The sequence below is a fragment of the Aquiflexum lacus genome (genome assembly GCF_015476655.1).
GTDB lineage: Bacteria > Bacteroidota > Bacteroidia > Cytophagales > Cyclobacteriaceae > Aquiflexum > Aquiflexum lacus.
In genome coordinates, this window is sequence record NZ_JABFHF010000045.1 from 1 (window position 1) to 20616 (window position 20616).

The 20616-nt window shown below is 37.5% G+C and carries 22 protein-coding genes; 8 read left to right on the plus strand and 14 right to left on the minus strand.

What is annotated here, in order from left to right:
• Positions 1-334: 334 nt before the first annotated feature.
• The gene (locus HMJ38_RS23970; RefSeq protein ID WP_194976989.1) at positions 335-1039 is read right to left on the minus strand and encodes a GIN domain-containing protein; all 705 of its coding nucleotides are present in this window, start codon (positions 1037-1039) and stop codon (positions 335-337) included.
• 138 nt (positions 1040-1177) lie between these two features.
• Between HMJ38_RS23970 and HMJ38_RS23975 the strand changes: the two genes are divergently transcribed.
• The 6 genes from HMJ38_RS23975 (at position 1178) to HMJ38_RS24000 (ending at position 5672) form a co-directional block, all read left to right on the plus strand.
• Entirely contained in the window at positions 1178-1501 is a 324-nt protein-coding gene (locus HMJ38_RS23975) for a four-helix bundle copper-binding protein (protein WP_194976990.1), read from the plus strand.
• 287 nt (positions 1502-1788) lie between these two features.
• A complete protein-coding gene (locus tag HMJ38_RS23980; protein ID WP_194976991.1) occupies positions 1789-3132 on the plus strand; it encodes an amidohydrolase in 1344 nt (447 codons plus the stop codon).
• Positions 3133-3137: 5 nt separating this feature from the next.
• Positions 3138-3287 (plus strand): hypothetical protein, encoded by a 150-nt coding sequence (locus tag HMJ38_RS23985; RefSeq protein ID WP_194977010.1) that lies wholly within the window; start codon positions 3138-3140, stop codon positions 3285-3287.
• Between the two features lie 115 nt (positions 3288-3402).
• Positions 3403-4185, plus strand: a complete 783-nt coding sequence (locus tag HMJ38_RS23990; protein WP_194976992.1) for a type IV toxin-antitoxin system AbiEi family antitoxin — start codon at positions 3403-3405, stop codon at positions 4183-4185.
• A complete protein-coding gene (locus HMJ38_RS23995) occupies positions 4166-5071 on the plus strand; it encodes a nucleotidyl transferase AbiEii/AbiGii toxin family protein (RefSeq protein WP_194976993.1) in 906 nt (301 codons plus the stop codon). The genes HMJ38_RS23990 and HMJ38_RS23995 overlap by 20 nt, the downstream gene beginning before the upstream one ends.
• Positions 5072-5183: 112 nt before the next feature.
• Entirely contained in the window at positions 5184-5672 is a 489-nt protein-coding gene (locus HMJ38_RS24000; RefSeq protein WP_194976994.1) for a very short patch repair endonuclease, read from the plus strand.
• A gap of 15 nt (positions 5673-5687) precedes the next feature.
• Here HMJ38_RS24000 and HMJ38_RS24005 read toward each other — a convergent pair whose 3' ends face one another.
• Positions 5688-6797, minus strand: a complete 1110-nt coding sequence (locus tag HMJ38_RS24005; RefSeq protein ID WP_228780248.1) for a Fic family protein — start codon at positions 6795-6797, stop codon at positions 5688-5690.
• 159 nt (positions 6798-6956) lie between these two features.
• On the opposite strand from HMJ38_RS24005, the gene HMJ38_RS24010 reads away from it, so the two are divergent.
• A complete protein-coding gene (locus HMJ38_RS24010; protein ID WP_228780249.1) occupies positions 6957-7136 on the plus strand; it encodes a DUF559 domain-containing protein in 180 nt (59 codons plus the stop codon).
• Positions 7137-7180: 44 nt separating this feature from the next.
• Here HMJ38_RS24010 and HMJ38_RS24015 read toward each other — a convergent pair whose 3' ends face one another.
• Genes HMJ38_RS24015 through HMJ38_RS24025 form a run of 3 tightly spaced genes read right to left on the minus strand, consistent with a single transcriptional unit; the run spans position 7181 to position 8505 of the window.
• Positions 7181-7381, minus strand: coding sequence for a hypothetical protein (locus HMJ38_RS24015; protein WP_194976995.1), 201 nt, complete (start codon positions 7379-7381; stop codon positions 7181-7183).
• A gap of 28 nt (positions 7382-7409) precedes the next feature.
• Entirely contained in the window at positions 7410-7850 is a 441-nt protein-coding gene (locus tag HMJ38_RS24020) for a hypothetical protein (protein ID WP_194976996.1), read from the minus strand.
• A gap of 37 nt (positions 7851-7887) precedes the next feature.
• A complete protein-coding gene (locus HMJ38_RS24025) occupies positions 7888-8505 on the minus strand; it encodes a hypothetical protein (protein ID WP_194976997.1) in 618 nt (205 codons plus the stop codon).
• An 88-nt stretch (positions 8506-8593) separates the two neighbouring features.
• Here HMJ38_RS24025 and HMJ38_RS24030 point away from each other — a divergent pair, with 88 nt between their 5' ends.
• The gene (locus HMJ38_RS24030) at positions 8594-8800 is read left to right on the plus strand and encodes a helix-turn-helix domain-containing protein (RefSeq protein ID WP_194976998.1); all 207 of its coding nucleotides are present in this window, start codon (positions 8594-8596) and stop codon (positions 8798-8800) included.
• A gap of 407 nt (positions 8801-9207) precedes the next feature.
• Here the strand turns inward: HMJ38_RS24030 and HMJ38_RS24035 are convergent, their stop codons facing one another.
• The 9 genes from HMJ38_RS24035 to HMJ38_RS24070 form a co-directional block, all read right to left on the minus strand.
• Positions 9208-9480: a hypothetical protein gene (locus tag HMJ38_RS24035; protein WP_194976999.1), complete on the minus strand. Its 273-nt coding sequence runs from the start codon at positions 9478-9480 to the stop codon at positions 9208-9210.
• An 87-nt stretch (positions 9481-9567) separates the two neighbouring features.
• Complete coding sequence (locus HMJ38_RS25435; RefSeq protein WP_228780250.1) at positions 9568-9999, minus strand: PDDEXK nuclease domain-containing protein; 432 nt, start codon at positions 9997-9999, stop codon at positions 9568-9570.
• Positions 10000-10010: 11 nt separating this feature from the next.
• Positions 10011-10628 carry a DUF1016 N-terminal domain-containing protein gene (locus tag HMJ38_RS25440; RefSeq protein ID WP_228780251.1) on the minus strand — a complete coding sequence of 206 codons (618 nt, stop codon included), beginning with the start codon at positions 10626-10628 and terminating at the stop codon, positions 10011-10013.
• 11 nt (positions 10629-10639) lie between these two features.
• Complete coding sequence (locus tag HMJ38_RS24045; RefSeq protein WP_228780252.1) at positions 10640-10813, minus strand: hypothetical protein; 174 nt, start codon at positions 10811-10813, stop codon at positions 10640-10642.
• Between the two features lie 209 nt (positions 10814-11022).
• A complete protein-coding gene (locus HMJ38_RS24050) occupies positions 11023-11181 on the minus strand; it encodes a hypothetical protein (protein WP_194977000.1) in 159 nt (52 codons plus the stop codon).
• Between the two features lie 546 nt (positions 11182-11727).
• Complete coding sequence (locus HMJ38_RS24055; RefSeq protein WP_228780253.1) at positions 11728-13557, minus strand: AIPR family protein; 1830 nt, start codon at positions 13555-13557, stop codon at positions 11728-11730.
• Entirely contained in the window at positions 13558-15480 is a 1923-nt protein-coding gene (locus HMJ38_RS24060) for an AAA family ATPase (protein ID WP_194977001.1), read from the minus strand. It abuts the gene before it with no gap.
• Positions 15470-19156 carry a Z1 domain-containing protein gene (locus HMJ38_RS24065; protein WP_194977002.1) on the minus strand — a complete coding sequence of 1229 codons (3687 nt, stop codon included), beginning with the start codon at positions 19154-19156 and terminating at the stop codon, positions 15470-15472. Before HMJ38_RS24065 ends, HMJ38_RS24060 begins: the two co-directional genes overlap by 11 nt.
• Positions 19153-20607 carry an ATP-binding protein gene (locus HMJ38_RS24070; RefSeq protein ID WP_228780254.1) on the minus strand — a complete coding sequence of 485 codons (1455 nt, stop codon included), beginning with the start codon at positions 20605-20607 and terminating at the stop codon, positions 19153-19155. The genes HMJ38_RS24065 and HMJ38_RS24070 overlap by 4 nt, the downstream gene beginning before the upstream one ends.
• Positions 20608-20616: the final 9 nt, after the last annotated feature.

Genomic DNA, 20616 nt, shown 5'->3' on the forward strand with positions numbered 1-20616 from the left:
CTTTGCCTTGTCACCTCGACGTCAGGAGAGGTCTGCAGCCCGCCTTGATGTCATTCCCTTTCTGTAAATGCCAAATTTTCTCCACTACCAATGACAGAATTCGGAGCAGCCGTCATGACGCAGGAAAGCCTGTCTCTATCCTTTCGGGGCATCTCCCGAGGTTCAGGAAATGATAAATTTGAACATAAATAGGACCTCTGGAGATCCTTCGTGCCTCAGGATGACGGGAAACCTAATGTCAATCCTTTTCTGAACATGATTAAAATGTTAGGGACTCAAAATGACGGCTCCCTCATTTATTCTACCTTCCAAAATCTACCTTCTACCTTCCAATTCAGTTCCTGTTCACCTTACCAAGTCCAGAGATTTTTTCGCTGATGACAGTGGGATTTCCGGTATAACTTACCAATCCAATCCCATCAACCCTGAGGCTAAGTTCATCCTCACAATGAACGGAAACAGCACCTATACCCGAACTTACCAAATTCACCTTTTGGGCTATGAATTTGGATGCATCAATATTGCCTATGCCCTCATTGACCAATTTAAATTCATTGGTCTCTCCTTTCAATTCCATGTTACCGACAAAATTTAACCTGGATTCTACAGATACAGCTTCTATTTCCAATTGAATATTTCCTACCCCATTTCCGGAAATCCGAAAATTATCCAAAGTCAGTGTCTCGCTGGTTCTAATATTTCCGGCCCCCTCAAACTTAAGCTCTGTTAGATCGGCTATAGAAATATCTACCTGAACACTGTTATTCTTTAAAAAACCTCCCTGATCTTTTTCACTCAAAGTCAATTCCAACAAATCCCCGGTCTGTTTGACCTTGAGTTTTTTCACCAACTTCTCGTCACCTATAATCTCCAAAGACTCTTGGTCATATTGGGAAATATTGACATTGAAGACCCCACTGAGCTTTAGCCTTTTGACACCCTCAATTTCTACGGTTTCACTATAATTGTTGAGGCCGACATTACAGGAAACAACAGTTCCCATTAAGAGCAATAGCGATAAAAAGGTTTTGATTTTCATAAGAGATGTGGTTTTGTGAATTTTTCTTTTTAAAAGTATAAAATTCCATTGAATTAACACCCATTCTTTCCATGGAATGGTATTTGCACTTTTATAAACACAACTAAATTGATTTTTAACTTTAAACCATCTAATACTATGAAACGTAACGAATTGATTATCAAACTTCAGGAATGTGCCAATGCTTGTTTTCATTGTGCAGATGCATGCCTGCATGAAAAGGATGTGAGCCACATGAAAGATTGCATCCAAACAGATCAGGTCTGCGGTTCTGTATGCCTGACTACCAGTAAGATACTTTCCGGTAGTTTCAAAGAAGTCAATGACCTGATAAAATACTGTGCTAAAATCTGCGGAATCTGTGCTGAAGAATGTAGCAAACACAGCCACGACCATTGTCAGGCTTGTGCCAAAGCATGTGAAAGCTGCAAGGAAGCCTGTTTAGCTTATCTGAATAATTAAACCATAAATTAAAGCCTGATACTTAAAATGATCAGGCTTTTTTTTTAAATCTCACAAAACTTAAGCCATCCGTTTCCTCCCCTGACCGAAAAAAAAGTCCAAAATCTATTTTTTCCCCCTCCTTTCCACCTGAAAAAGAGTTTTCCTTTTACGTAAGCAGCAAGATCAAGCAATAAAAAAACTCACCTTAGAATTGAGCATCAATCTGTGGGTAAGGTACACATGCAAGCGCACAAACAATTATTAACTTATCCTTTTTGTTAAATTTGAAAACAAAACATCAAATTATGTCCGATAAAGCCCTCAATAGAAGAAATTTTCTTTCCCAAACCATGGCCCTGACAGGTGCCGGTATTCTTGCCCCGTCATTTACATTTGGAAGTACTCCTGACCCCATAAAACCAAAAGGAGAAAGTTCCATGACAGTTTTCAAAAATGTCAGAATGGAAACAGGTTTTGTCAGGGACGAGATTGAGGTCATAGCGACGACAACAGCACTATTTTCCATGGTAGTCGAAAATGGCAAAATCACCGAAATTCTACCAAACAGTTCAGACCCTTCAGCCATCGATGCCAAAGGTTTTCTGATGCTGCCTGCCATGAAGGACATGCATATCCACTTGGACAAAACCTACTACGGCGGACCATGGAAAGCCCGGGAAAGCAAGTTCAGAACGGTCAAGGAGCTCATTGAACATGAAAAAGTGGTCATTCCAACGCTCTTACCCCATTCCACAGAAAGGGCTGAAAAGCTGATCCAACTCCTCCAATCCAAAGGGACGGATTATGCCCGTAGCCATGTTAATATAGAACCCACTTCCCAACTCGATTCCCTTAAAAACCTTCAAAAAGCCCTGGAAAACAAAAAGGATTCCTTCGGTGCAGAACTTGTGGCCTTTCCCCAACATGGTATTTACTATTCGGGTTCTCAGGACCTGATGCGGGAAGCTGCGCAGATGGACATTGACTATATAGGAGGTGTGGATCCATTTTCTTTGGATGGTCAGATCGAAAAAACCATGGATTTCACCGTGCAACTGGCTTTGGATTACAACAAAGGCTTGGACATCCACTTACACGAATCAGGTGAATCGGGTCTTAAAACAGTGCAATACCTGATCGCCAAAGTAAACGAAAACCCTGTCCTCAAAGGCAAAACCTACCTGAGTCACTGCTTTGTGATGGGGGCTTTGGATGAAAAAACACTAAGGACCACCTGTGAAGCCTTGGCACAAGCGGATATTGGAATCACCACGACTGTGCCAATTGGTTACAATGTGATGCCTATTCCGACCATGTTGGACCATGGCATCCGGGTCATGTCGGGTACAGATTGCGTGACCGACCATTGGCAACCCTTTGGCACCGGCAGCATGCTGGATAAAGCCAAGAATATGGCCGAGCTTTACCGATACAACCACGAATATGGACTTTCCAGATGCCTGGGCATCGGCACCAAAGGAATTACTCCCTTAGACAAGAAAGGCAATCAGGTCTGGCCAAAAGTAGGCGATGAAGCAAGTTTCAACTTGTTAGATGCCTCCTGTTCTGCGGAAGCCGTGGCAAGGTTATCACCTGTCATGCAATTGTATCACTATGGAAAATTGGTATTTGAAAATGAGCATTGTTAAAGTCCATGCCCAAAAAGTCTAAATCTTCCACCATCAAACCCTATCCCGAACCGAAAATCTCTGTGCCCAGGTTTTCGGAGGAAGCAGGTTTTTACACCACCCCGCAGCGGTCTTTCAACATGTCCCGAATTAAGGGCAAAAATACCAAACCATAAAAGTTGTTCAACTTAAGTTTAAATTTATTAACATATTGGTATCTATAGTACTCTTATTATATTTTTTTTAAACCTTATTTTTGATTGAGTTTAAATAAATTCATATATTGGTACTATGGATAACGATAACCGATCTAAAATAAACAAGCTGCTTAGCTCTAATCCTTCTGGGATAGTTTTTACAAGCAGTTGGCTGACTGATCAAGGATATAGTCTAGACCTTCAAAAGAGATACAGAAAAAGCCATTGGTTTGAGTCCATTGGATCAGGGGCAATGATTAGAGCAGAGGATAATGTAGGCTTTGAGGGTGCGATTTTCGCTATGCAAAACCAATTGAACACCACCTTTCACCCAGGCGGACTTACAGCATTATCTATGTTGGGCAAAACACATTATTTAGAACTGGGGTCATCAAAAGTTTTTCTTTTTGCCTTAGCCAAAGAGCATTTACCTACTTGGTTTCATCAATATGATTGGGGATTAGATTTTTCGGTCTCATTGACGGATTTCCTTCCTCCCAATATTGGTCTTGTAGAATTTGAGGTCAAAAATTTCAAAATAAAAATATCAGGTCAAGCCCGTGCAATGTTTGAATGTTTGTATCTCAGCCCCAAAGAAAATTCATTGTTAGCGTGTTTTGAACTTATGGAGGGATTGAACAACCTTAGGCCTAAAACTGTGCAGGAACTTTTGGAGTGCTGTAAATCTGTCAAAGTGAAAAGACTCTTTTTATACCTTGCGGAAAAAGCCGGGCATTCTTGGTTAAGCTATATTAAATTTGATGAAATTGATCTTGGAAAGGGTAAAAGAAGTTTGGTAAAAAACGGCAAGTATATCCCCAAATACCAAATAACTGTTCCCAAAGAATTAGAAGAAGATGATCAGGGAGAAATTTAGAAATCAAGTAAATCTCCTTCTGGCTATAATTCCGGAGGTAGGAAAAGAGAAATGCTTTGCACTGCATGGAGGAACAGCTATAAATTTGTTTTTGAGAAATATGCCACGACTTTCGGTCGATATAGACCTCACTTATGTGCCCATTGAGGATAGAGAGGTGTCAGTCAGAAAAATCAACGAAGCTCTTTTAAGAATAAAATCAAATATCGAGTCCGTAGTGCCGAAAGTTTCAGTGACCCATTTACCTTTAGCATTAAAGCTTTTGATATCGACAAAAAATGCCATCGTAAAATTGGAAGTGAACCAGATAAAAAGAGGCATTTATGGATCAACATTCAAAGGAATTTTATGCGAAACAGCACAAAATGAATTTGATATTTTTTGTACAATACCTATAGTGCCGATTGGTCAGGTTTATGGGGGAAAGATTTGTGCTGCATTAGCAAGACAACATCCCCGAGATCTATTCGACATCAAATTTCTGTTAAATACCGAAGGCTTTTCTGAAGAAATCAAAAAGGGCTTTCTATTTGGACTTCTTGGAGGGAACAAACCATTTCATGAAATTATTTCTCCCAATCTCATGAACCAGCGTTCAGCATTGGAAAAACAATTTATGGGTATGACTACGGAACAATTTACATATAAGGATTTTGAGGAAACTCGTAGCCTCTTAATTGCTACTATTCATGAAAAATTAACGGAATATGATAAACAATTTCTTCTAAGTATACAACGATTAGAGCCAGACTGGTCCATTTATTCTTTTCAAGATTTCCCGGCAGTTAAATGGAGGTTAATGAATCTCAATACGTTAATGGAAAATGATGAGAAAAAATATAAAGATCATTATGATACACTTTCGCAGCTACTATTTCAGAAATGATAACTTACTTAAGTAAGAGTAAGAAAACTAAAGAATCTCGTGGACATTTAGTGGGGATATGTCCATTTTTATTTAGAAAACTGGACATATTAGATTCACCTTCTTCAAAGCCATGCCCAAAAAGTCAAAACCTGCCACCATCAAACCCTATCCCGAACCAAAAATCTCTGTGCCCAGGTTTTCGGAGGAAGCAGGTTTTTACACCACCCCGCAGCGGTCTTTCAACATGTCCCGAATCAAGGGCAAAAACACCAAACCGGAAAAACTGCTCAAAAAAGCCCTTTGGCATGCAGGCATCCGGTACAAAAGCAACAAACGAAAACTCCCCGGAAAACCTGACATCAGCTTTATCAAATACAGGTTGGTGATCTTTATAGATGGGTCATTCTGGCATGGGCATGATTGGGAAAACCGCCAATCAACCATCAAATCCAACCGGGACTTCTGGATTCCGAAGATTGAGAGGAATATGCAAAGAGACCGGGAGGTCAACCATTACTATCAATCCAAAGGTTGGACCGTGCTGCGCTTTTGGGATTTTGAGGTGAAGCAGGAGTTGGGGAGCTGTGTGAAGCGGGTGGTGGATGAATTAAGTAAATGAATAATAGGATCGACCTTATCCCTCTAGAATTTTAACCAAGTCGCTATTGATATAATAGACCTCCCTACCATCCTTGATTTGAACCAATATTCCAGCTTCTACCAGTTCACTAAAGTATTTGTTCAGTGTTGTTCTAGATGATATTTGCAGAAGGTCGCCAACCAGTTTTGGTTTGATATAGGGCTGGCTGAACAACAATTCATTAACTTCCTTATTATACCACTTGATGGTTTTTTTTCCATATTCAAGAGTAGATTCCATTTGATCCAATATACTTATTATTAGCCGATTGGTAAGTTGAGCTGTTTGTTCCACCGCATCTAACATGTAAAGGATCCATGGTTTCCATTTACCGGCCTGGGTTACCCCGGCAAGGTGGTGGTAATAATCGTCTTTATGGACAATGATGTATTTGGAAAGATATAGAATCGGTTGATTCAGTAGTCCTTTTTTGACAAGGTACAATAAGTTCAGAATTCGCCCTGCACGCCCATTCCCGTCAGGAAATGGATGGATAGCCTCAAACTGGTAATGGGATATACACATTTTTAGGAGTGGATCCGTATCTGCATCTACAGTATCATTTAAATAATCCAGAAGGTTATCCATCAAATTTTCTACAATACCAAGACCTCTTGGTGGGGTATAGATTATTTCTCCGGCCCTAAATTCACTTTGGCCCCTTCTGATTACTGTCAATGAATGTGGGGGACGTATTCCACCTGAGGTGTTTTTGATCTGCCTAAAAATTGCAACGATTCCATCCAAATCAATGGCTGCTTTTTCTTGGATACGTCGATATCCTTCCCACAGTGATTCCCGGTACCGCAACACCTCCTTAGTGGAGGGACTGGCATGTCCTTCCTGTATAGTATCCGATACAGCTTTATATAGTTCATCCTCGGTAGTAAAGATATTCTCAATCTCGGAGGATGCCTTTGCCTCTTGGAGGGATATTGTATTAACAAGCATATATGGGTTTGGTAGTCTTTGGACATTGCCATCAACAGAAGCCAATGCCCTAGAGGAACTGACAAGTTTTTTTAGAATATCCACATCTTCTGCTATACCTATTGGGGGTAGAAGCGGGAGTCTGTTAAAGGGTTGTGTTCTGTCGTAAACCATAGCTTAAATATGTCCAGAAAAGACGCTTTTATTGAACACGTCTGCAATATAGCCATACTTGGTGGACATATATTGGCTATATGTCCATTTTTTTTGATAAAATGGACATATCGGGTTTTTGTGTCCATTTTAATGAAAGCCTGATATATCAAATACAAGATGGTGATCTTTATAGATGGAGCATTCTGGATTCCGAAGATCGAGCGGAATAGGCAAAGAGACCGGGAAATCAACCACTATTACCAATCCAAAGGCTGGACAGTGCTGCGTTTTTGGGATTTTGAGGTGACGGGGGAGTTGGGGAGCTGTGTGAAGCGGGTGGTGGATAACTTACCTTAAAAAAATGGCCCCAAGATCATTTCTTGAGGCCAATATATTATCAATCAACTATACCAATATTTTCCAGGTCGGATATATTGATGGATTGTACTTCCGGTCACCTTTTCTTCATCCCAATCCTTCTTAGGGAAATTTACCTGCATTTCCCTGTCCCACCAAATGGTTAGTGGCCAACCTGCATTTGGGCCAAGTAGGCTCATGATTTTTTTGTCTTTCAGCAATAGTGTGATGGTTATTTCTTCCATGGTTTTAAGATTTAGTGTGAAACATTTATTAATAGTGTATTAGATTGGAGAATTCAGGGTTCGGGGTCACAAAAAGAAAACCGGTATGTTCTTGACCGTCAAAATCTTTTATAGTGATCAGCGCATTTGTCATGACACCTTTACCTTTTATAACAGAAAGTTCGGGAATGATCTTTTCCTGATGGAGTTTCACAACCCTACCTACCGCTTCCGTATTGTCTTCTTTGATGACGGTTATTTTGTACCGCATCAGATCTTTAAGATCAAACTCAACAACTTCCAATTCCTCAAGCCTTACCCTGTTGATGGGCACAAAAGATAAGTCGGAGAAAATCACCTGAATATCTGCTGATGGTGTAGGGAAATGATTTCTCTCATCAAAATCCAGCAAATGATAAATCATATTAGGGTCTTCGTCCGGGTAAGGGGTATGGAACCTTACCACCTGTCCAACTTTGTTTGGTCTCATAATCGGTATTGCAAATTTTAGAGCGTTGCCCCCGTTTTTATATTTGATGATATATTGATTCGTTTAAAATATTTCCCTGATAGTCTAATTTTCCAAGCTTTTGGCTGTTCTCATTGCACAAATGACCTCCGATAAAATCCGATTCTGCGATTTTAAAATGAGTAACATATTCTCTAATAATCTTTCCAGCGTGAGCAAAAAAGTCATCTTCACCAGGCATATAAATGACTTTTTTAAATACCAAATCCTTTCCTGAGACAGAGGAGACCTTGAGTTCTCCTCCAAAATATCTTTGGATTTGTTCCAGCTGAGATGCAGGGCCAAGACCGATGTACATTTCATGGGAAATGGGTAAAAACTTCGGATAATGTAGCTTGACCATATGCATAAGCGCTAAAGCAGCCATGCTTGCAGCCTCAGGATCAGGATACCAGCAATCGATTTCAAATGAGGTATAATCAAACCTGAGAAAAGCCCCCTTCATCTGCTGAAAATTCAGGAAATAGGGTTTTGACTTATTTTCATCCGGTTCATAGCTGATAGCAATCAGATATTCACCATCATATCCCAAAAGTTCTATATACTTGTTATCGGGATCATCATCTGAGATGCTCCAGTTTGGAGAAAGGGTTGGGGGAAAGAATGCTTTATACATAGACATTTTGTTTATTTGATTGACATAACTGACTATCTTAATATAATGAAAAAATCTAAATGTTTACAATAGTAAACAATTTTATTTTATGGATATCAAAGAAAAATTCGGAATAAGGCTCAAAACCCTCAGAAAAGAAAAAGGCCTGTCCCAAGAGGAACTGGCCGAAAGGTCCGGTCTCAACAGACCCTATATCTCAGGAATAGAACAAGGGAAGAGGAATGTGTCGTTGGAGGTGATGGATAAGTTGGCGGAGGCGTTGAAGGTCGGGATTGGGGAATTGGTGGATTTTTAAGCGGCCTCTAATTCTAAAATTCTTTCTTTTAATGGAAAAGTAATAGTTCTTTTCCCTAGGGTAATGGCATCTTTGAAGGTGGTTTCTTTCTTCAGCTATTCTATTTTCATCACTAGAAGGAGTTTTCCAAAGCACTCATCAGCTAAACTAAATTTGTTTACAAGACCTATCTCCTTGAGGTTATTTAACTTTATTCCTCATCAATTCTGTTAAGGTCGCAGTAAAAGGAAAGGCTGAGGCATTGTATGATAAATAATTCTTTAACTTCTTAAAATCCCATCTCAAATTTTTAAATTCTAAATCCTCAACCTCCTCAATCTTTACAACCAAATAATACTCTTGAGATGGCTCTTTGTAGCAAGTTTTTATCATTTTAATTTTTGAGTAGACTTCTGGCCCATCTCCTGTTATTCTCCATAATTCCCCGGAGTCTTTGTCATCATGTGTATGAAAAAGAAGATAATTTGAGCTTTTCTATAAATCTGGATTTCAAGCGTCCCAACATATATATTCGGAGCTATTCTGCCTATGTGACTTACCCTTTTATGTGCCTGAATAACGTTGTCATAAGGATCTGCTAAATAGAATGCAGGATTACTTAATTCGAAGTCATAAAAACAGCCTTCTATCAATTGATAGGGAGCTTCACCATGTTCAGCAGCGTCTTCTACTACAAACAAAGTATTACTTGCTCTTTCATTTATTTTAGTGAAAGATCACTTTCTATATAACCTAAATCCAGCGTTATTTCTTTCACTGTCTGTTCATTATTCTATTATCTTCTTTAATTCGGCTTTGCTGGGCAACACCAATTTGTATTTGCTGGCAAAAATCTGTTTGTTGTTTTCAGGAAGGGTTATTTCTACCATAGTATCTTTTTTGTCTTTACACAGAATGATACCTACAGTTTTGTTTTCGTCATCCAGTTTCACAAAGCGGTCATAGTAGTTAACATACATCTGCATCTGACCCAAGTCCTGATGTTTGAGTTTACCTATTTTCAAATCAATCAACACAAAACACTTCAGTATCCTGTTGTAAAACACCAGGTCAACTCTAAAGTGCTCTTCATCAAAAGTAAACCGAACCTGTCTGCCTACAAAAGTGAAACCATTGCCAAGTTCCAACAGAAAATGTTCTAGTTTGCTGATTATTTGATCTTCTAACTCAGTTTCTGAATAAGATGAAAATTCCGGCAAACCAAGGAATTCTAAAATATAAGGGTCTTTTTTTCATCCCCGGGATGCTCGATTATCAATCCTTTTTCAGAAAGCTCTTTGACTTTTTTATTGTTACGGCTCAAAACCAAGCGGGCGTACAATTCGGAGTCAAATTGTCGCTGCAATTCTCTTACACTCCAGTGGTTTTTAGATGCCTCTATCTCGTAAAATTGCCGTTCCTCGTCTTGATCAATTCGCATGAGTATCAAATAATGAGACCAGCTTAACTGAAATGCTGAGAAAGATTTAAGAGGTAATGATGATTTCAATTTCCGGGACGCTGTTTCGGAATTTGACTCCGATGAAATCCGAGACAGTGTTTCGGATTTTTTGTAAGTCAGATAAAACCTCCTCATATTTTCAAGATTATCAACTGAATACCCCCTGCCAAATTCTTTAGTAAGCGTAGCCGATAACCCCTTCAAAAGTTCTCTTCCATAATCGGCTCTTTCCTTGCCATTTTGCTCTTCTTCAACAATCATCCTACCGATTTCATAGTAGGTGACAACCATGGTTTGATTTACTACCTGAACTACATTTTGTCTGGCCGCTTTTAGCAAATCAATGATTTGGGAATAAAACCTGATATCTAAGTTGGATTTAGCCATAAACAATCTTCTTATGCTTCAGCAAAACGGGTAAACCCATTATCAATTGCACCTTTATAAATTTCCATAAATGGCGCATGGAATTCATTTACAAAATCTGTTTCAAATCCTGCTGTTGTATCAAAACCAAGATCCAAAAACCCTGCACCTGAAAAAAATGAAAATATCCCGACTTTATCCTTCATATTTAATTAAACTATAATTCATAAATTTAGCATTTTTAAAGTTGGCTTGGAAATGGAAAAAATTTTTGTTTTCAATCAATATATATTGAAGACGGCAAAGGAATAAACTTGTCCAATCCCGTCTTTACCAAAAAAATCTCCATACTCAAATTGTAAAATATCAATCCCTTCCTTATCACAGATATCAAAGCACTTTTCCAATAAACCATTCAACCGCATAGCCTCTTCATCGTATAGGTCGGAAGCTTTGAATCCAGATTGATATAGTTCTGAAAATCCTCATCAGGATGAAAATTCAGGCTTTCCTCTTCAATTAAACTTATGAAGAAACTTTTTACTTCTTCTAAATTAGTGATGGTATTGATCATGGCATTGTTGATTTATTTGACAAATTGATAATCAATAATTTAAATCAAAATCACCATTTTAGCAAGGGTAAAACCAAATTGGATTATACCCCCACTTTTTAGCCTTATCAATATTCTTTTGAGCGAAAAATTTGTTGCGATCAGTAAGCTCTTTTTCACCCTTTAGAATCTCGTTCATTAATTTGAATTCATAGATTTGTAGCCTTTTATTTTTCTTATCCCGATCAACCAAGGCCTTAATAACTTCTACAATTTCCTCCTTTTGAGAGCTTTCTTCTTAGCAAAAAACTTCCATATCATAAAATAATTCTGGCGCTTCCTTAGTGACCAAATCAATTAATTCAATTCCATTTTGTCTTTCACTCTCTGAAAACTCTCTGTCGTTTTTGACCTTTCCGGCCAGTCCAAAAGCAATATTTCCTAAATGAAGAGAAATCTTTCCTGATCCTCTTCCCCATGCTTCTATCTTTTTCCATGTATTGGAATGAACCGATCTTAATATTTCATCAATTGCTGCAACTTCTGCTTGATGAATTTCTTCTTTATTTAATTTTTTTCTTTTTGAATTTTGATTCCCAAATCATTCATAATATCAGAAATATCTATTTCGAAGTTTTGTTCTTTAACCATGTTCCAACAATCTTCTTTTTTTGCCCACTCACCAAATAAAGCTCCGAGTGCATTCTTTTTTATAAATTCTTCTACTTGAATCATCAGATTATAAATAGTAGTCTGCAATACTTCTGAGATGCCTTGTTTCTTCCAAATTTCAGACAGATTTATTTCCGAATTCTTCTTAAAGGACAGTAATGCAAGAGTATAGGGAACTGTAATATACCTCATATCCCCGATTGAATTAGGTTTTATCCCATACAATTTTTCACTTGTACGAAATAGTATAGCCTTTGCAATTGAATCTTCGAAATATTTACTATCCGGATTTTCAGGAATATTATGTGCGATAAACTGTGCGTAATTTTTCTGGCTTCCTCTTACAACTATATTAGGTCCTATAATAAGCTTATCTTCGACATAGACTTCACTCCAGGTATTTATAAATTTTGCCAGCTCTTCTTTCGTGAAAAACTGCTTTTTAGGATTTTTCAGGTCAAATGCTTTAAGTTTTGCTTTTGTAGTTCCTTCCCGCGATCTTGCATTTCTGTATTGACCTCTGGCTCTTTCATAAAACCATCTTGTCTGATGGGATTGACCACTAACAGGTGGAGCCCATATATTTCTGGATAATTTCTCAAGTTCAATGTGAAATGGAGTGTTAGAACTCAGGTCAGAAATAGAAACTTTATTCTGAGTATTGGCATATTCAGAAATACGGCTCACGATTTCGGCAAAATTATACTTGTCTTTTATTATACTCAGTTTGACCTGAACTACAATATCTTTTATATCCGCCTTATCCTTCTTCCAGGTATGATATATAGATGCTGTTGTCTGACCTCCATTTACAATCTGAAGGTCTTTTACGGATTCAATCAAATATCCTTTTTCTGTCTTTTTTAGTTTTAAATCGTCGGCAGTGGCTGCAATACCATTATTAAAAGCAAGAAACATATGTGGCTCTTTCAGTATCGTATTTCGTATTCCCTTGTTTATTTTCCCGGTAAATTGTAAAAAAGATCTCACGTTCTGTTCTAATAGCCGGGCTCCATATTGCTCATAAACGGAGACAAGTGCCTGTGCGGGGATTAAGGCCAGGTAAGACTGATAATCAGGATTATCTATATCCGCTTTAATACAAGGGACTTCGTAACCTTGCTGCTCAAAATCAATTTCAATAGGAACATATTCTTTCTCAGAAATATTGAAAAGATAATTCAAATCAATCACTCTGAAAAAAACAGGAATCTCATTTAATTCTTTTTGTAGAGGAATCTCCCCGTTATAGATGCCATCGGTTAAAATAAATATATTTATTCTTACAAGGTTTCCACTTAGTTCTGCTGAGGCATTTAATGTGTGTGCAAAGTCAAATATCTCAGATGATTCTTCGAGGCTATTCGCATATTCTCTATTATCAGCTTTTTTCAAAAACGAAACTAACAGTTTTGCCGCATTATCAATGTCTGATTTCTGAATACGGGCTGGGACCTCCGTACACTTTAATACTGTTACAAAAAGATCAAGCGTTTCATAATTATCAGCAATCGCATAAGCATTTATTTTATGACGGTATCTTGGTACGATACTTTCATGGAAAGAAATCCTGACATCTGCCGTTTCTCCTCCTTCAGAGAGGAGATCAATAGCCTGCTTAGTAAATAACTGCTCCAGAGAACCACCTTCTTCATTTGAAAGCTGCTCTGAACGAATATCCTGTAATAATTCTGTATAAAACCGGTTCAGTTCCTGTTGTATCATTTACAAAAGATCTTTTAATCTTTGACCAGCCTCAGTATAAACCTGATTTATTAAATCGTCAGGATTAAAAACAACATTTCTTTTATCTTCCTTAGGTGGCATTGAAAAAATACAAATACCCTTGCATAAATCAGACAGAGATCTTTGATTTTTCCCTTCTCTCGGTTCTTCTGAATTGTCAGACTTTAAAAAACGGGCTATTGGTTTACATTCTGCATTCAACATTCTTTCTTCCCCATTGTATTCCAGCTGTATTAGATTCTCTAAAAGTTGGAATTTATATTTGTAATCATTACCTGTGTTAGCATCTCCCTTATCAAAAAACAGATATACTGGACTTTCGTCCGGAACTTTCACAATTACTTGTGTCTTTATTTTGTTCAATTCTTTGAGAATATCAAATCCTGTTTCCAACTCTGTTTTAAATATTGGAGATCTTAAATCGTGATGTGAAAGAGGATTTAATAATCTGTTCTTAATTCTGTTTAGATCATCAATATGTGGAAAATCTATCCGATAGTTTTTCATCAGGGTTTCAAACGTATCTATCAGTTTTTGTAATCCCGTAGGGCGAGACGGGGAATTATTCTTCCCTTTTGAGTTCTTAGGCTGGAAAAACCACGCTTCATCATTTTGATCTATTGACAAATGTTCTTTAGAAATAATAATGTAGCTGGCATCTTTATCTGATTCTGAAAAGCCAGAATGTTTCATATTATCAGGAAGAATGCTGCGTAACTTTTGCTCAAAAGCTTTTCGCAAGTAATTTGCACAGGCTGGATAATCTCCCTGTGTTAAATAAAACCAAGCTCTTTCCTCATAACTGCCCGATTTTCTGATTAATGGTCTGTCAACAGAACCACTATGATTATCTACATAAAATTCTGTTTTTTGCCAGCTTGGAAGATATGATTTAGCGATGTTAAACCATTCCCTGTCATACGTAGTGAGGATAATCTGAGCATCTTTAAATGAACTACCGTCTCCTAAATTATCCGCAGTGAGTATTTTCAATAAAGGAATTCTATTGGTCATGTCCAGCCCGATAAAGAGATCGTCAAGGAAAAGAATTCTTAATTCGGCAGGGGGAATACAGAGTTGATGTGCAAGAAATATGGAGATTGCTATAGCCGTAAGACGGGCTTCGTTCAGCATATCATCGTGTTCTGGAAAATCTTTACCAAAAAGTTTCACTTTAAATGAAATTGTTGGACTATTTAGCGCTCCACCATTTATTGCTCCATCTGTATATTCTATTTTCAGGCTGCATTCTTTGTAAAAAAAAGCAAGCAGCATATTTGCTTTTGTTTCTAGCTCTCCGAAAAGAGCAGCAACATTAGTATTGTAATCTGTCAGAGCTTCCTTGTCTAACCCTACACATTTAAGCCAGAGGTTTTTATAAGTTATTTTATTTTCTGATTGTGCCGGAGCAGGAACAACCATATCTGAAAACAATCCATCTTCTTCTAAAAACAAAGAAACCAAGTCGGGAGCCTGATTCTTTTGTCTGAAATGTAGCTTAAGCAGGTTTCTGTAACTGATAAATCCATTGGTAATGTTTGCCTGGGCAATATAGTTTGTATCAGCTCCCGATTCATTACTAACTAATATGTATTGGTTACCATCAGAGGAAAATCTGTGATGGCTATTGTCATCAATCTCAATATCGATAAAAGGTTCTTCCGAAGTTTTTCCTGCTTCATAAAATAGGTTTTCCTGAAATGGCTGTCCTGTGTTTGACGCAGCGTTAAAAAAATCTTTTAAAGCCCGGAAGAGGGATGATTTTCCACTGCCATTTTCGCCATATATTAATAAATTTTCTCCGTCAGGAAGATCAATTACGTAACGTTTTGTTTCTTCATCTTCATCACCTTTTACCAGAAACGCCCTGTAATTGCAGATGTGTATACGTTTAATTTTCATTCGTCAGCGTTTGGTAAATAAGTTTGAACTCAGGAATCGTATTAATGGAGTACACTGCCTTTTTTATAGTACTCTGAGGGGCATTTAATATCTGATAATAGCTTTTTATTTGTTTTATATCATTATTAAATAGATCGAGGCCTCTTAATTCCGAAAGGACACCTAAACGGCTATTTTTAAATATTTCCGGGAAATAAATCTCAAAGACGGCTACATCCAGAACATTCATGAAGTATGAGCTCATTACCCTGCTTTCTCTTGATGCCTGATCCTGCTGAAGATATAATATACTTTCCACTAAAGCATTTATTGCTGGTGTATATTGAGTATCAGAGGTAACAGGAAATTCTCTGATTAGTATTTCCGTTTTTTCTCCTTTTCGGTCTATATTGTAAAAAGCAAAAAGTGCTGAATTGAACAATGCCAGTAAATACTCCAATGTGAGCTCTGGACTTTGAATAGTCAAGCAACTACCATCGGCAACAAAACTGACTTCAGAAAGTGTAAACTTTTGATCAGTATATATAACAGGTGCTATGATACTTTTCTTTTTTGTCAGTATATCTCCTGCATTTACGACCTGAAAATCAGGATAAGGTTTTGTATAGTATCTATTAATATCTTCTGCTCTGATTAAGGGAACACTGCCTTCTATTTGTTCAGGTACTGCAACAGTTTTAGTTTCGCCTTCATTATAATGTTTACTGTAACTTATGTTAATTCCTTTCTGAAAATCAAGAGAAAGTTCTTTATTGAAGTTTTCTTTATCCTTCATCTTTCTAAGGATAAATGATTTCATTTCGGTGTTTTTTTCCTCTGTTTCGGCTATAAAAGGATCATCAATTTCATCTTCATCCAGCTCATCAGGATAATCCAAAACTTCTTTTAAAAACTGCTCATTTACTGCATACTCGATTTTTATATCTTTTTCAATCCATGGAAAACTTACAGCAAGTCCAACAAACGGAATATCAGATAATGCAGGTTTCTTTACATCAGGTTGAGGATTTAATATATAAATTAGTAACAAGCCCTGTTTTTCTGGGCGAACCTCTTTGATTCTTACCGGGCTTGGTTTATTTACTCGTGATGAGTCCTTCCCTTTTTCTAATGCATCCTGTTTTGATTTTTCAAGAGCACTACTTATTTGCTCGTCTGTCAGATCAATATATTCATGCTTCGGATCTATGATATGGGATTTCGCAATAGTATAATGATTTACCTGAGTTTCAGAATCACTTCGTTTAGTCAATCCTACAGTTATATTCTCATTAATTTTTATGCCTATTTTATCATCTGTATTATTAATCAGCACAAGAGTCCAATCTGTAATCACTCCATGTCTTTGCTGGGCCTGAATATAATCTGACATCAAAGAAACATTAAATGATAGTTGTTTAGTTTTATATGCAGATAAGAAGCTAATAACTTTATCTGCATTGCTTTTTCCTCTCCATACAAAATGATTACGGAATGCATTTTCGGCATTTGAAATTCCATCAGGTAATCCCAGGCTGTTAATCAATGAAAAAGCAAGATTGTAGTTAACAAGATTTGCCGGATCGTTTTTACGGAAAGAATAAGTTTCTTCAAGCTCCCCGGAATAACTAAGCTCCATGATTTTCTTATACCTAAATTTGTTTGCCGCAGTTACTACTAGTGAACCCGGATGCGTCCTTATTTTCAAGCCATATTCAGCAGGTGTTTTATCCAAATCTCCCATACGGTCGAATTCAGCACGCATTTCTTCGGTAGCCACTGTGATATGCTGATACCACTGGATAAGTTCATTACTCGTAAATAATCTGCATAAATCCAGATATCCTGGACGATAGCCAAACCATCTGCCCATCTGCATCAATGTGTCATACATTTTCGATGCACGAAGGAAATAGGTAATTGTCAAGCCTTCGAGGGTTAGCCCTCGGGAAAGTTTATTACCTCCAACTGCAATTACTGAAAGTCCATTTTTATTATCATAATAATCCAGCGGACGAATATTTTTATGTTCAAGTCCTTCAACTTTTGTGTCGCCGTGTACAGATCTGACTTCTATTTTAGCAACTGCGGGATATAGGTTCGCTTCTATATCTATCCACGACATTTCTTTTATGGATGGGTCTTTGACTGTAGGATTATCTATAATTTTTCTTGTAACTGGTACAAATCCGTCGTTCCATAATTGCTTAAGTTCTCTCAGAAATTTAGCATCATTAAATTCCACCAAACGAGCATAAGTTTTTACCTGTTCTTCTACCAAACGACCGATCCTGGCCTGCCATTTTATAAACCTTGTCACGTGTATCAACATTGAGTTATGTTCATTTTCTTGACCACGGGCTCTTCTGGCTGCGCAGGATAGAAAGAAGCATTTTATTGCTTTATTCAGGCTTGGTGGAAGTTCATCTGGTTTTTCATCATCCATTTTATGACCATCCATTATAAAATTTAAATAGTCATCTACAGGTTCTATTAAATAATTCAATGGATAAACCGGATTATCATAATCTTCGATTGATTCAATAGTCTCAATACCAAAAATTTTTTCTGGTCCGATATAGTTAGAAGGAGCCGGTATATTGACAATAAAGTTTTTAGGGAAAATGTCGTTTCCTAAAGCTAACGGTATATTATGAACATTATAGTCAAGTCCTTTAACATCTTCATCCGTATATTGCTTTACAAAAATATTTGCATAAGGAGTAGCCGTATAACCAATATAAGCACTTTGTTCGAACAATTTCAGCATAGAACGGATACAGGCATTGATTCCTGAAACATAGTTTTTACTGATGTTTATAGATGCATTATCTGCCTCGTCATCAATAACCAGCAAAGGCAGATTTCTGATCTGCTTTTTCCCATCCTCCATTGTTTCTGCTCTGGTTGCCAACCAGCCCAGCAGATTTTTCATAACTGAAGCATTTTTCTTGATGACCAGTACTATTGGATCATTACTACGAATATTTATACCTGAAGTCTCGGAAGCTCTTCGGTTAAAATCACCATTAATTTCATTGGTAGTCAGAGAATGTGCTACCAGATTAGGATCAATCTTACCAACACCGATTCTGTTTGTGGTTTGGGTTATACTTCGGGCTTGCTGGGTGTCAAATCCCAAAAACCCTTCATCAATACGAAACTGGGTCTGTGAACGTAAACTATTGTGAATCCCTGCTAATACAATAATCAACTTATATCCTGCGTCTGCTGCCTTACATATCAATCCGATATAGTTCCCGGTTTTCCCTGATTGTACATGACCGACAATTAAACCTCGTTTATCAAAAGGAATATTGCTTCCTGGTCGTATCAACCTGTCAAGAATATCATCCGTCAGGTTGTCCATTTTATTCAGTGTGTCCGGAGCATAGTTCTTTTGTTCAAGTAACATTCTATAACGATTCCAGAATTTCCATTCTATTTCTGCTTTGGAATTTTTTATCCAGGGAATTCTCTTTTTATCTTCCTTTGCATCTAATATGCGATACTGATCAGAAAATACCGCATATCTTACCTCCAGTTCTTCACGAAGAGTTATCAGTTCAGATTCAGAAAGAGAGAAAAGCTTGTTGACATTCTCTACAGTGGTTTTTATTAAATCGGCATTCATACTTTCGGTTGCCCCAGAAAGCATTGTTACACACACATTTTTTGCCTGTTCGTACTTTGTCATAGACATTCAATTAATTCCGGATATTCATTAAATGGCTCAATAAGCAACAACCTATTTTTTGCCTGTTCCGGTGTGTTAGTATTCAATAATGAATTATATACGGTTTTCAGCAATTCTTTCAGTTCACTGGAAGCTGCTACTTTTTCAAACGGTCTGAAAAATGAATCCGGGTTTTCAGACTCATTAATAACAATCAATGGAACCGGTAATGTTTCTTCCAACAATCTGATAAGCGGTTTTATAGCTTTAAGATCCATTGATGAAATGAAAGGATGTTCCTGGTTTATCTCGTAATAACGTTTACCATCCCTTTGTTTCTCTATCCATACTGGTTGGAAATGTTGAGTTGTGGTATTTCTTTGAACAACTTTGCCTCTATGTCTGTAGACTTCAACTGCCTGCGCTCTTACTTGGGAAGCATATGCTTTTAGATTGTCTTTTAGTCCAAAAGGAGCTCTTGCAACTGATTTCTTAATATCAATCTGCCATTCTCCATCCAGACTATTCGGTAAGTCAATCATTATTCTTGCCAGTTTGAAGTGTTCTTCTTTTCTGAATAACCCAAGCCATTCTCCGCTAACCAGCATTCTTTCATTTCGATATACATAAAATCCTTGTTGTGCATTCCAACCTCTAACACCTTCAGCATATCTGAATTCTTCGGGTGTGAGTTTGGATTTATGAGGCAGGACAAATCCCCGGACTTTTATTTTTCCATAATGTAATGGTTCTTCAGGAAAACTCTGGGTTGCTGTATGCTGTATTAAGAAAGGATTCCATGCTTCAACTTCTCTGCCACTGAAAAATATTTTTATTTTATTGCTTTCTATATAACGATGAAAAACAGTTGCAATATGTTTTTTTACGCGCTCCATCGTTTGCAAAAATTTATCGTAAGCTCTTTTATCGTCTTTACGAATACCCTTTAACAAATGATCTATATCCTGCCAGATAACAATAGTTCCTGAAGATAAATCCTTAATTTGCTCTTGCCAACTCCCACTGGGTAAGGATGCTATTAATTTCCATTCTTTTGCATGATGATATATATAATCCAAATCCCATGTCCAGAAAACAGCCTCTACCGATTGTTTTTTAGAAATGACCGTGTACTTTCTGCATTGTGAGAATGAAGCGGTTTTCAATCCCAAACCAAAGCGACCAAGATCATTTATATCACGTTCTTCATTCGGATCTCTGGATCCCGGACGCATTGCGTTGATCAATTCATCATTTGTCATACCACAACCATCATCTTTTATTGAAAATGTAGTGTCCGCTCCTTTCCAGTCAAAATCAATCCATATGTTTTTTGCTCCTGCCGAGATTGAATTATCTAAGATATCTGCAACCGCAGCTTCCATACTGTATCCTACCGCCCTGAAGGATTCTAGCATGTTCACTGCAATTGGAGGAGCATCAGCAGTCTTATATTTTGAATAGTCTATCATTATATAATT

What these genes read in the sequence shown, in the direction of transcription:
- HMJ38_RS23970 (WP_194976989.1), bottom strand. Translation starts at nt 1,039, where the DNA reads ATGAAAATCAAAACCTTTTTATCGCTATTGCTCTTAATGGGAACTGTT.
- HMJ38_RS23975 (WP_194976990.1), top strand. Translation starts at nt 1,178, where the DNA reads ATGAAACGTAACGAATTGATTATCAAACTTCAGGAATGTGCCAATGCT.
- HMJ38_RS23980 (WP_194976991.1), top strand. Translation starts at nt 1,789, where the DNA reads ATGTCCGATAAAGCCCTCAATAGAAGAAATTTTCTTTCCCAAACCATG.
- HMJ38_RS23985 (WP_194977010.1), top strand. Translation starts at nt 3,138, where the DNA reads ATGCCCAAAAAGTCTAAATCTTCCACCATCAAACCCTATCCCGAACCG.
- HMJ38_RS23990 (WP_194976992.1), top strand. Translation starts at nt 3,403, where the DNA reads ATGGATAACGATAACCGATCTAAAATAAACAAGCTGCTTAGCTCTAAT.
- HMJ38_RS23995 (WP_194976993.1), top strand. Translation starts at nt 4,166, where the DNA reads ATGATCAGGGAGAAATTTAGAAATCAAGTAAATCTCCTTCTGGCTATA.
- HMJ38_RS24000 (WP_194976994.1), top strand. Translation starts at nt 5,184, where the DNA reads ATGCCCAAAAAGTCAAAACCTGCCACCATCAAACCCTATCCCGAACCA.
- HMJ38_RS24005 (WP_228780248.1), bottom strand. Translation starts at nt 6,797, where the DNA reads ATGGTTTACGACAGAACACAACCCTTTAACAGACTCCCGCTTCTACCC.
- HMJ38_RS24010 (WP_228780249.1), top strand. Translation starts at nt 6,957, where the DNA reads ATGGTGATCTTTATAGATGGAGCATTCTGGATTCCGAAGATCGAGCGG.
- HMJ38_RS24015 (WP_194976995.1), bottom strand. Translation starts at nt 7,381, where the DNA reads ATGGAAGAAATAACCATCACACTATTGCTGAAAGACAAAAAAATCATG.
- HMJ38_RS24020 (WP_194976996.1), bottom strand. Translation starts at nt 7,850, where the DNA reads ATGAGACCAAACAAAGTTGGACAGGTGGTAAGGTTCCATACCCCTTAC.
- HMJ38_RS24025 (WP_194976997.1), bottom strand. Translation starts at nt 8,505, where the DNA reads ATGTATAAAGCATTCTTTCCCCCAACCCTTTCTCCAAACTGGAGCATC.
- HMJ38_RS24030 (WP_194976998.1), top strand. Translation starts at nt 8,594, where the DNA reads ATGGATATCAAAGAAAAATTCGGAATAAGGCTCAAAACCCTCAGAAAA.
- HMJ38_RS25440 (WP_228780251.1), bottom strand. Translation starts at nt 10,628, where the DNA reads ATGGCTAAATCCAACTTAGATATCAGGTTTTATTCCCAAATCATTGAT.
- HMJ38_RS24045 (WP_228780252.1), bottom strand. Translation starts at nt 10,813, where the DNA reads ATGAAGGATAAAGTCGGGATATTTTCATTTTTTTCAGGTGCAGGGTTT.
- HMJ38_RS24050 (WP_194977000.1), bottom strand. Translation starts at nt 11,181, where the DNA reads ATGATCAATACCATCACTAATTTAGAAGAAGTAAAAAGTTTCTTCATA.
- HMJ38_RS24055 (WP_228780253.1), bottom strand. Translation starts at nt 13,557, where the DNA reads ATGATACAACAGGAACTGAACCGGTTTTATACAGAATTATTACAGGAT.
- HMJ38_RS24060 (WP_194977001.1), bottom strand. Translation starts at nt 15,480, where the DNA reads ATGAAAATTAAACGTATACACATCTGCAATTACAGGGCGTTTCTGGTA.
- HMJ38_RS24065 (WP_194977002.1), bottom strand. Translation starts at nt 19,156, where the DNA reads ATGACAAAGTACGAACAGGCAAAAAATGTGTGTGTAACAATGCTTTCT.
- HMJ38_RS24070 (WP_228780254.1), bottom strand. Translation starts at nt 20,607, where the DNA reads ATGATAGACTATTCAAAATATAAGACTGCTGATGCTCCTCCAATTGCA.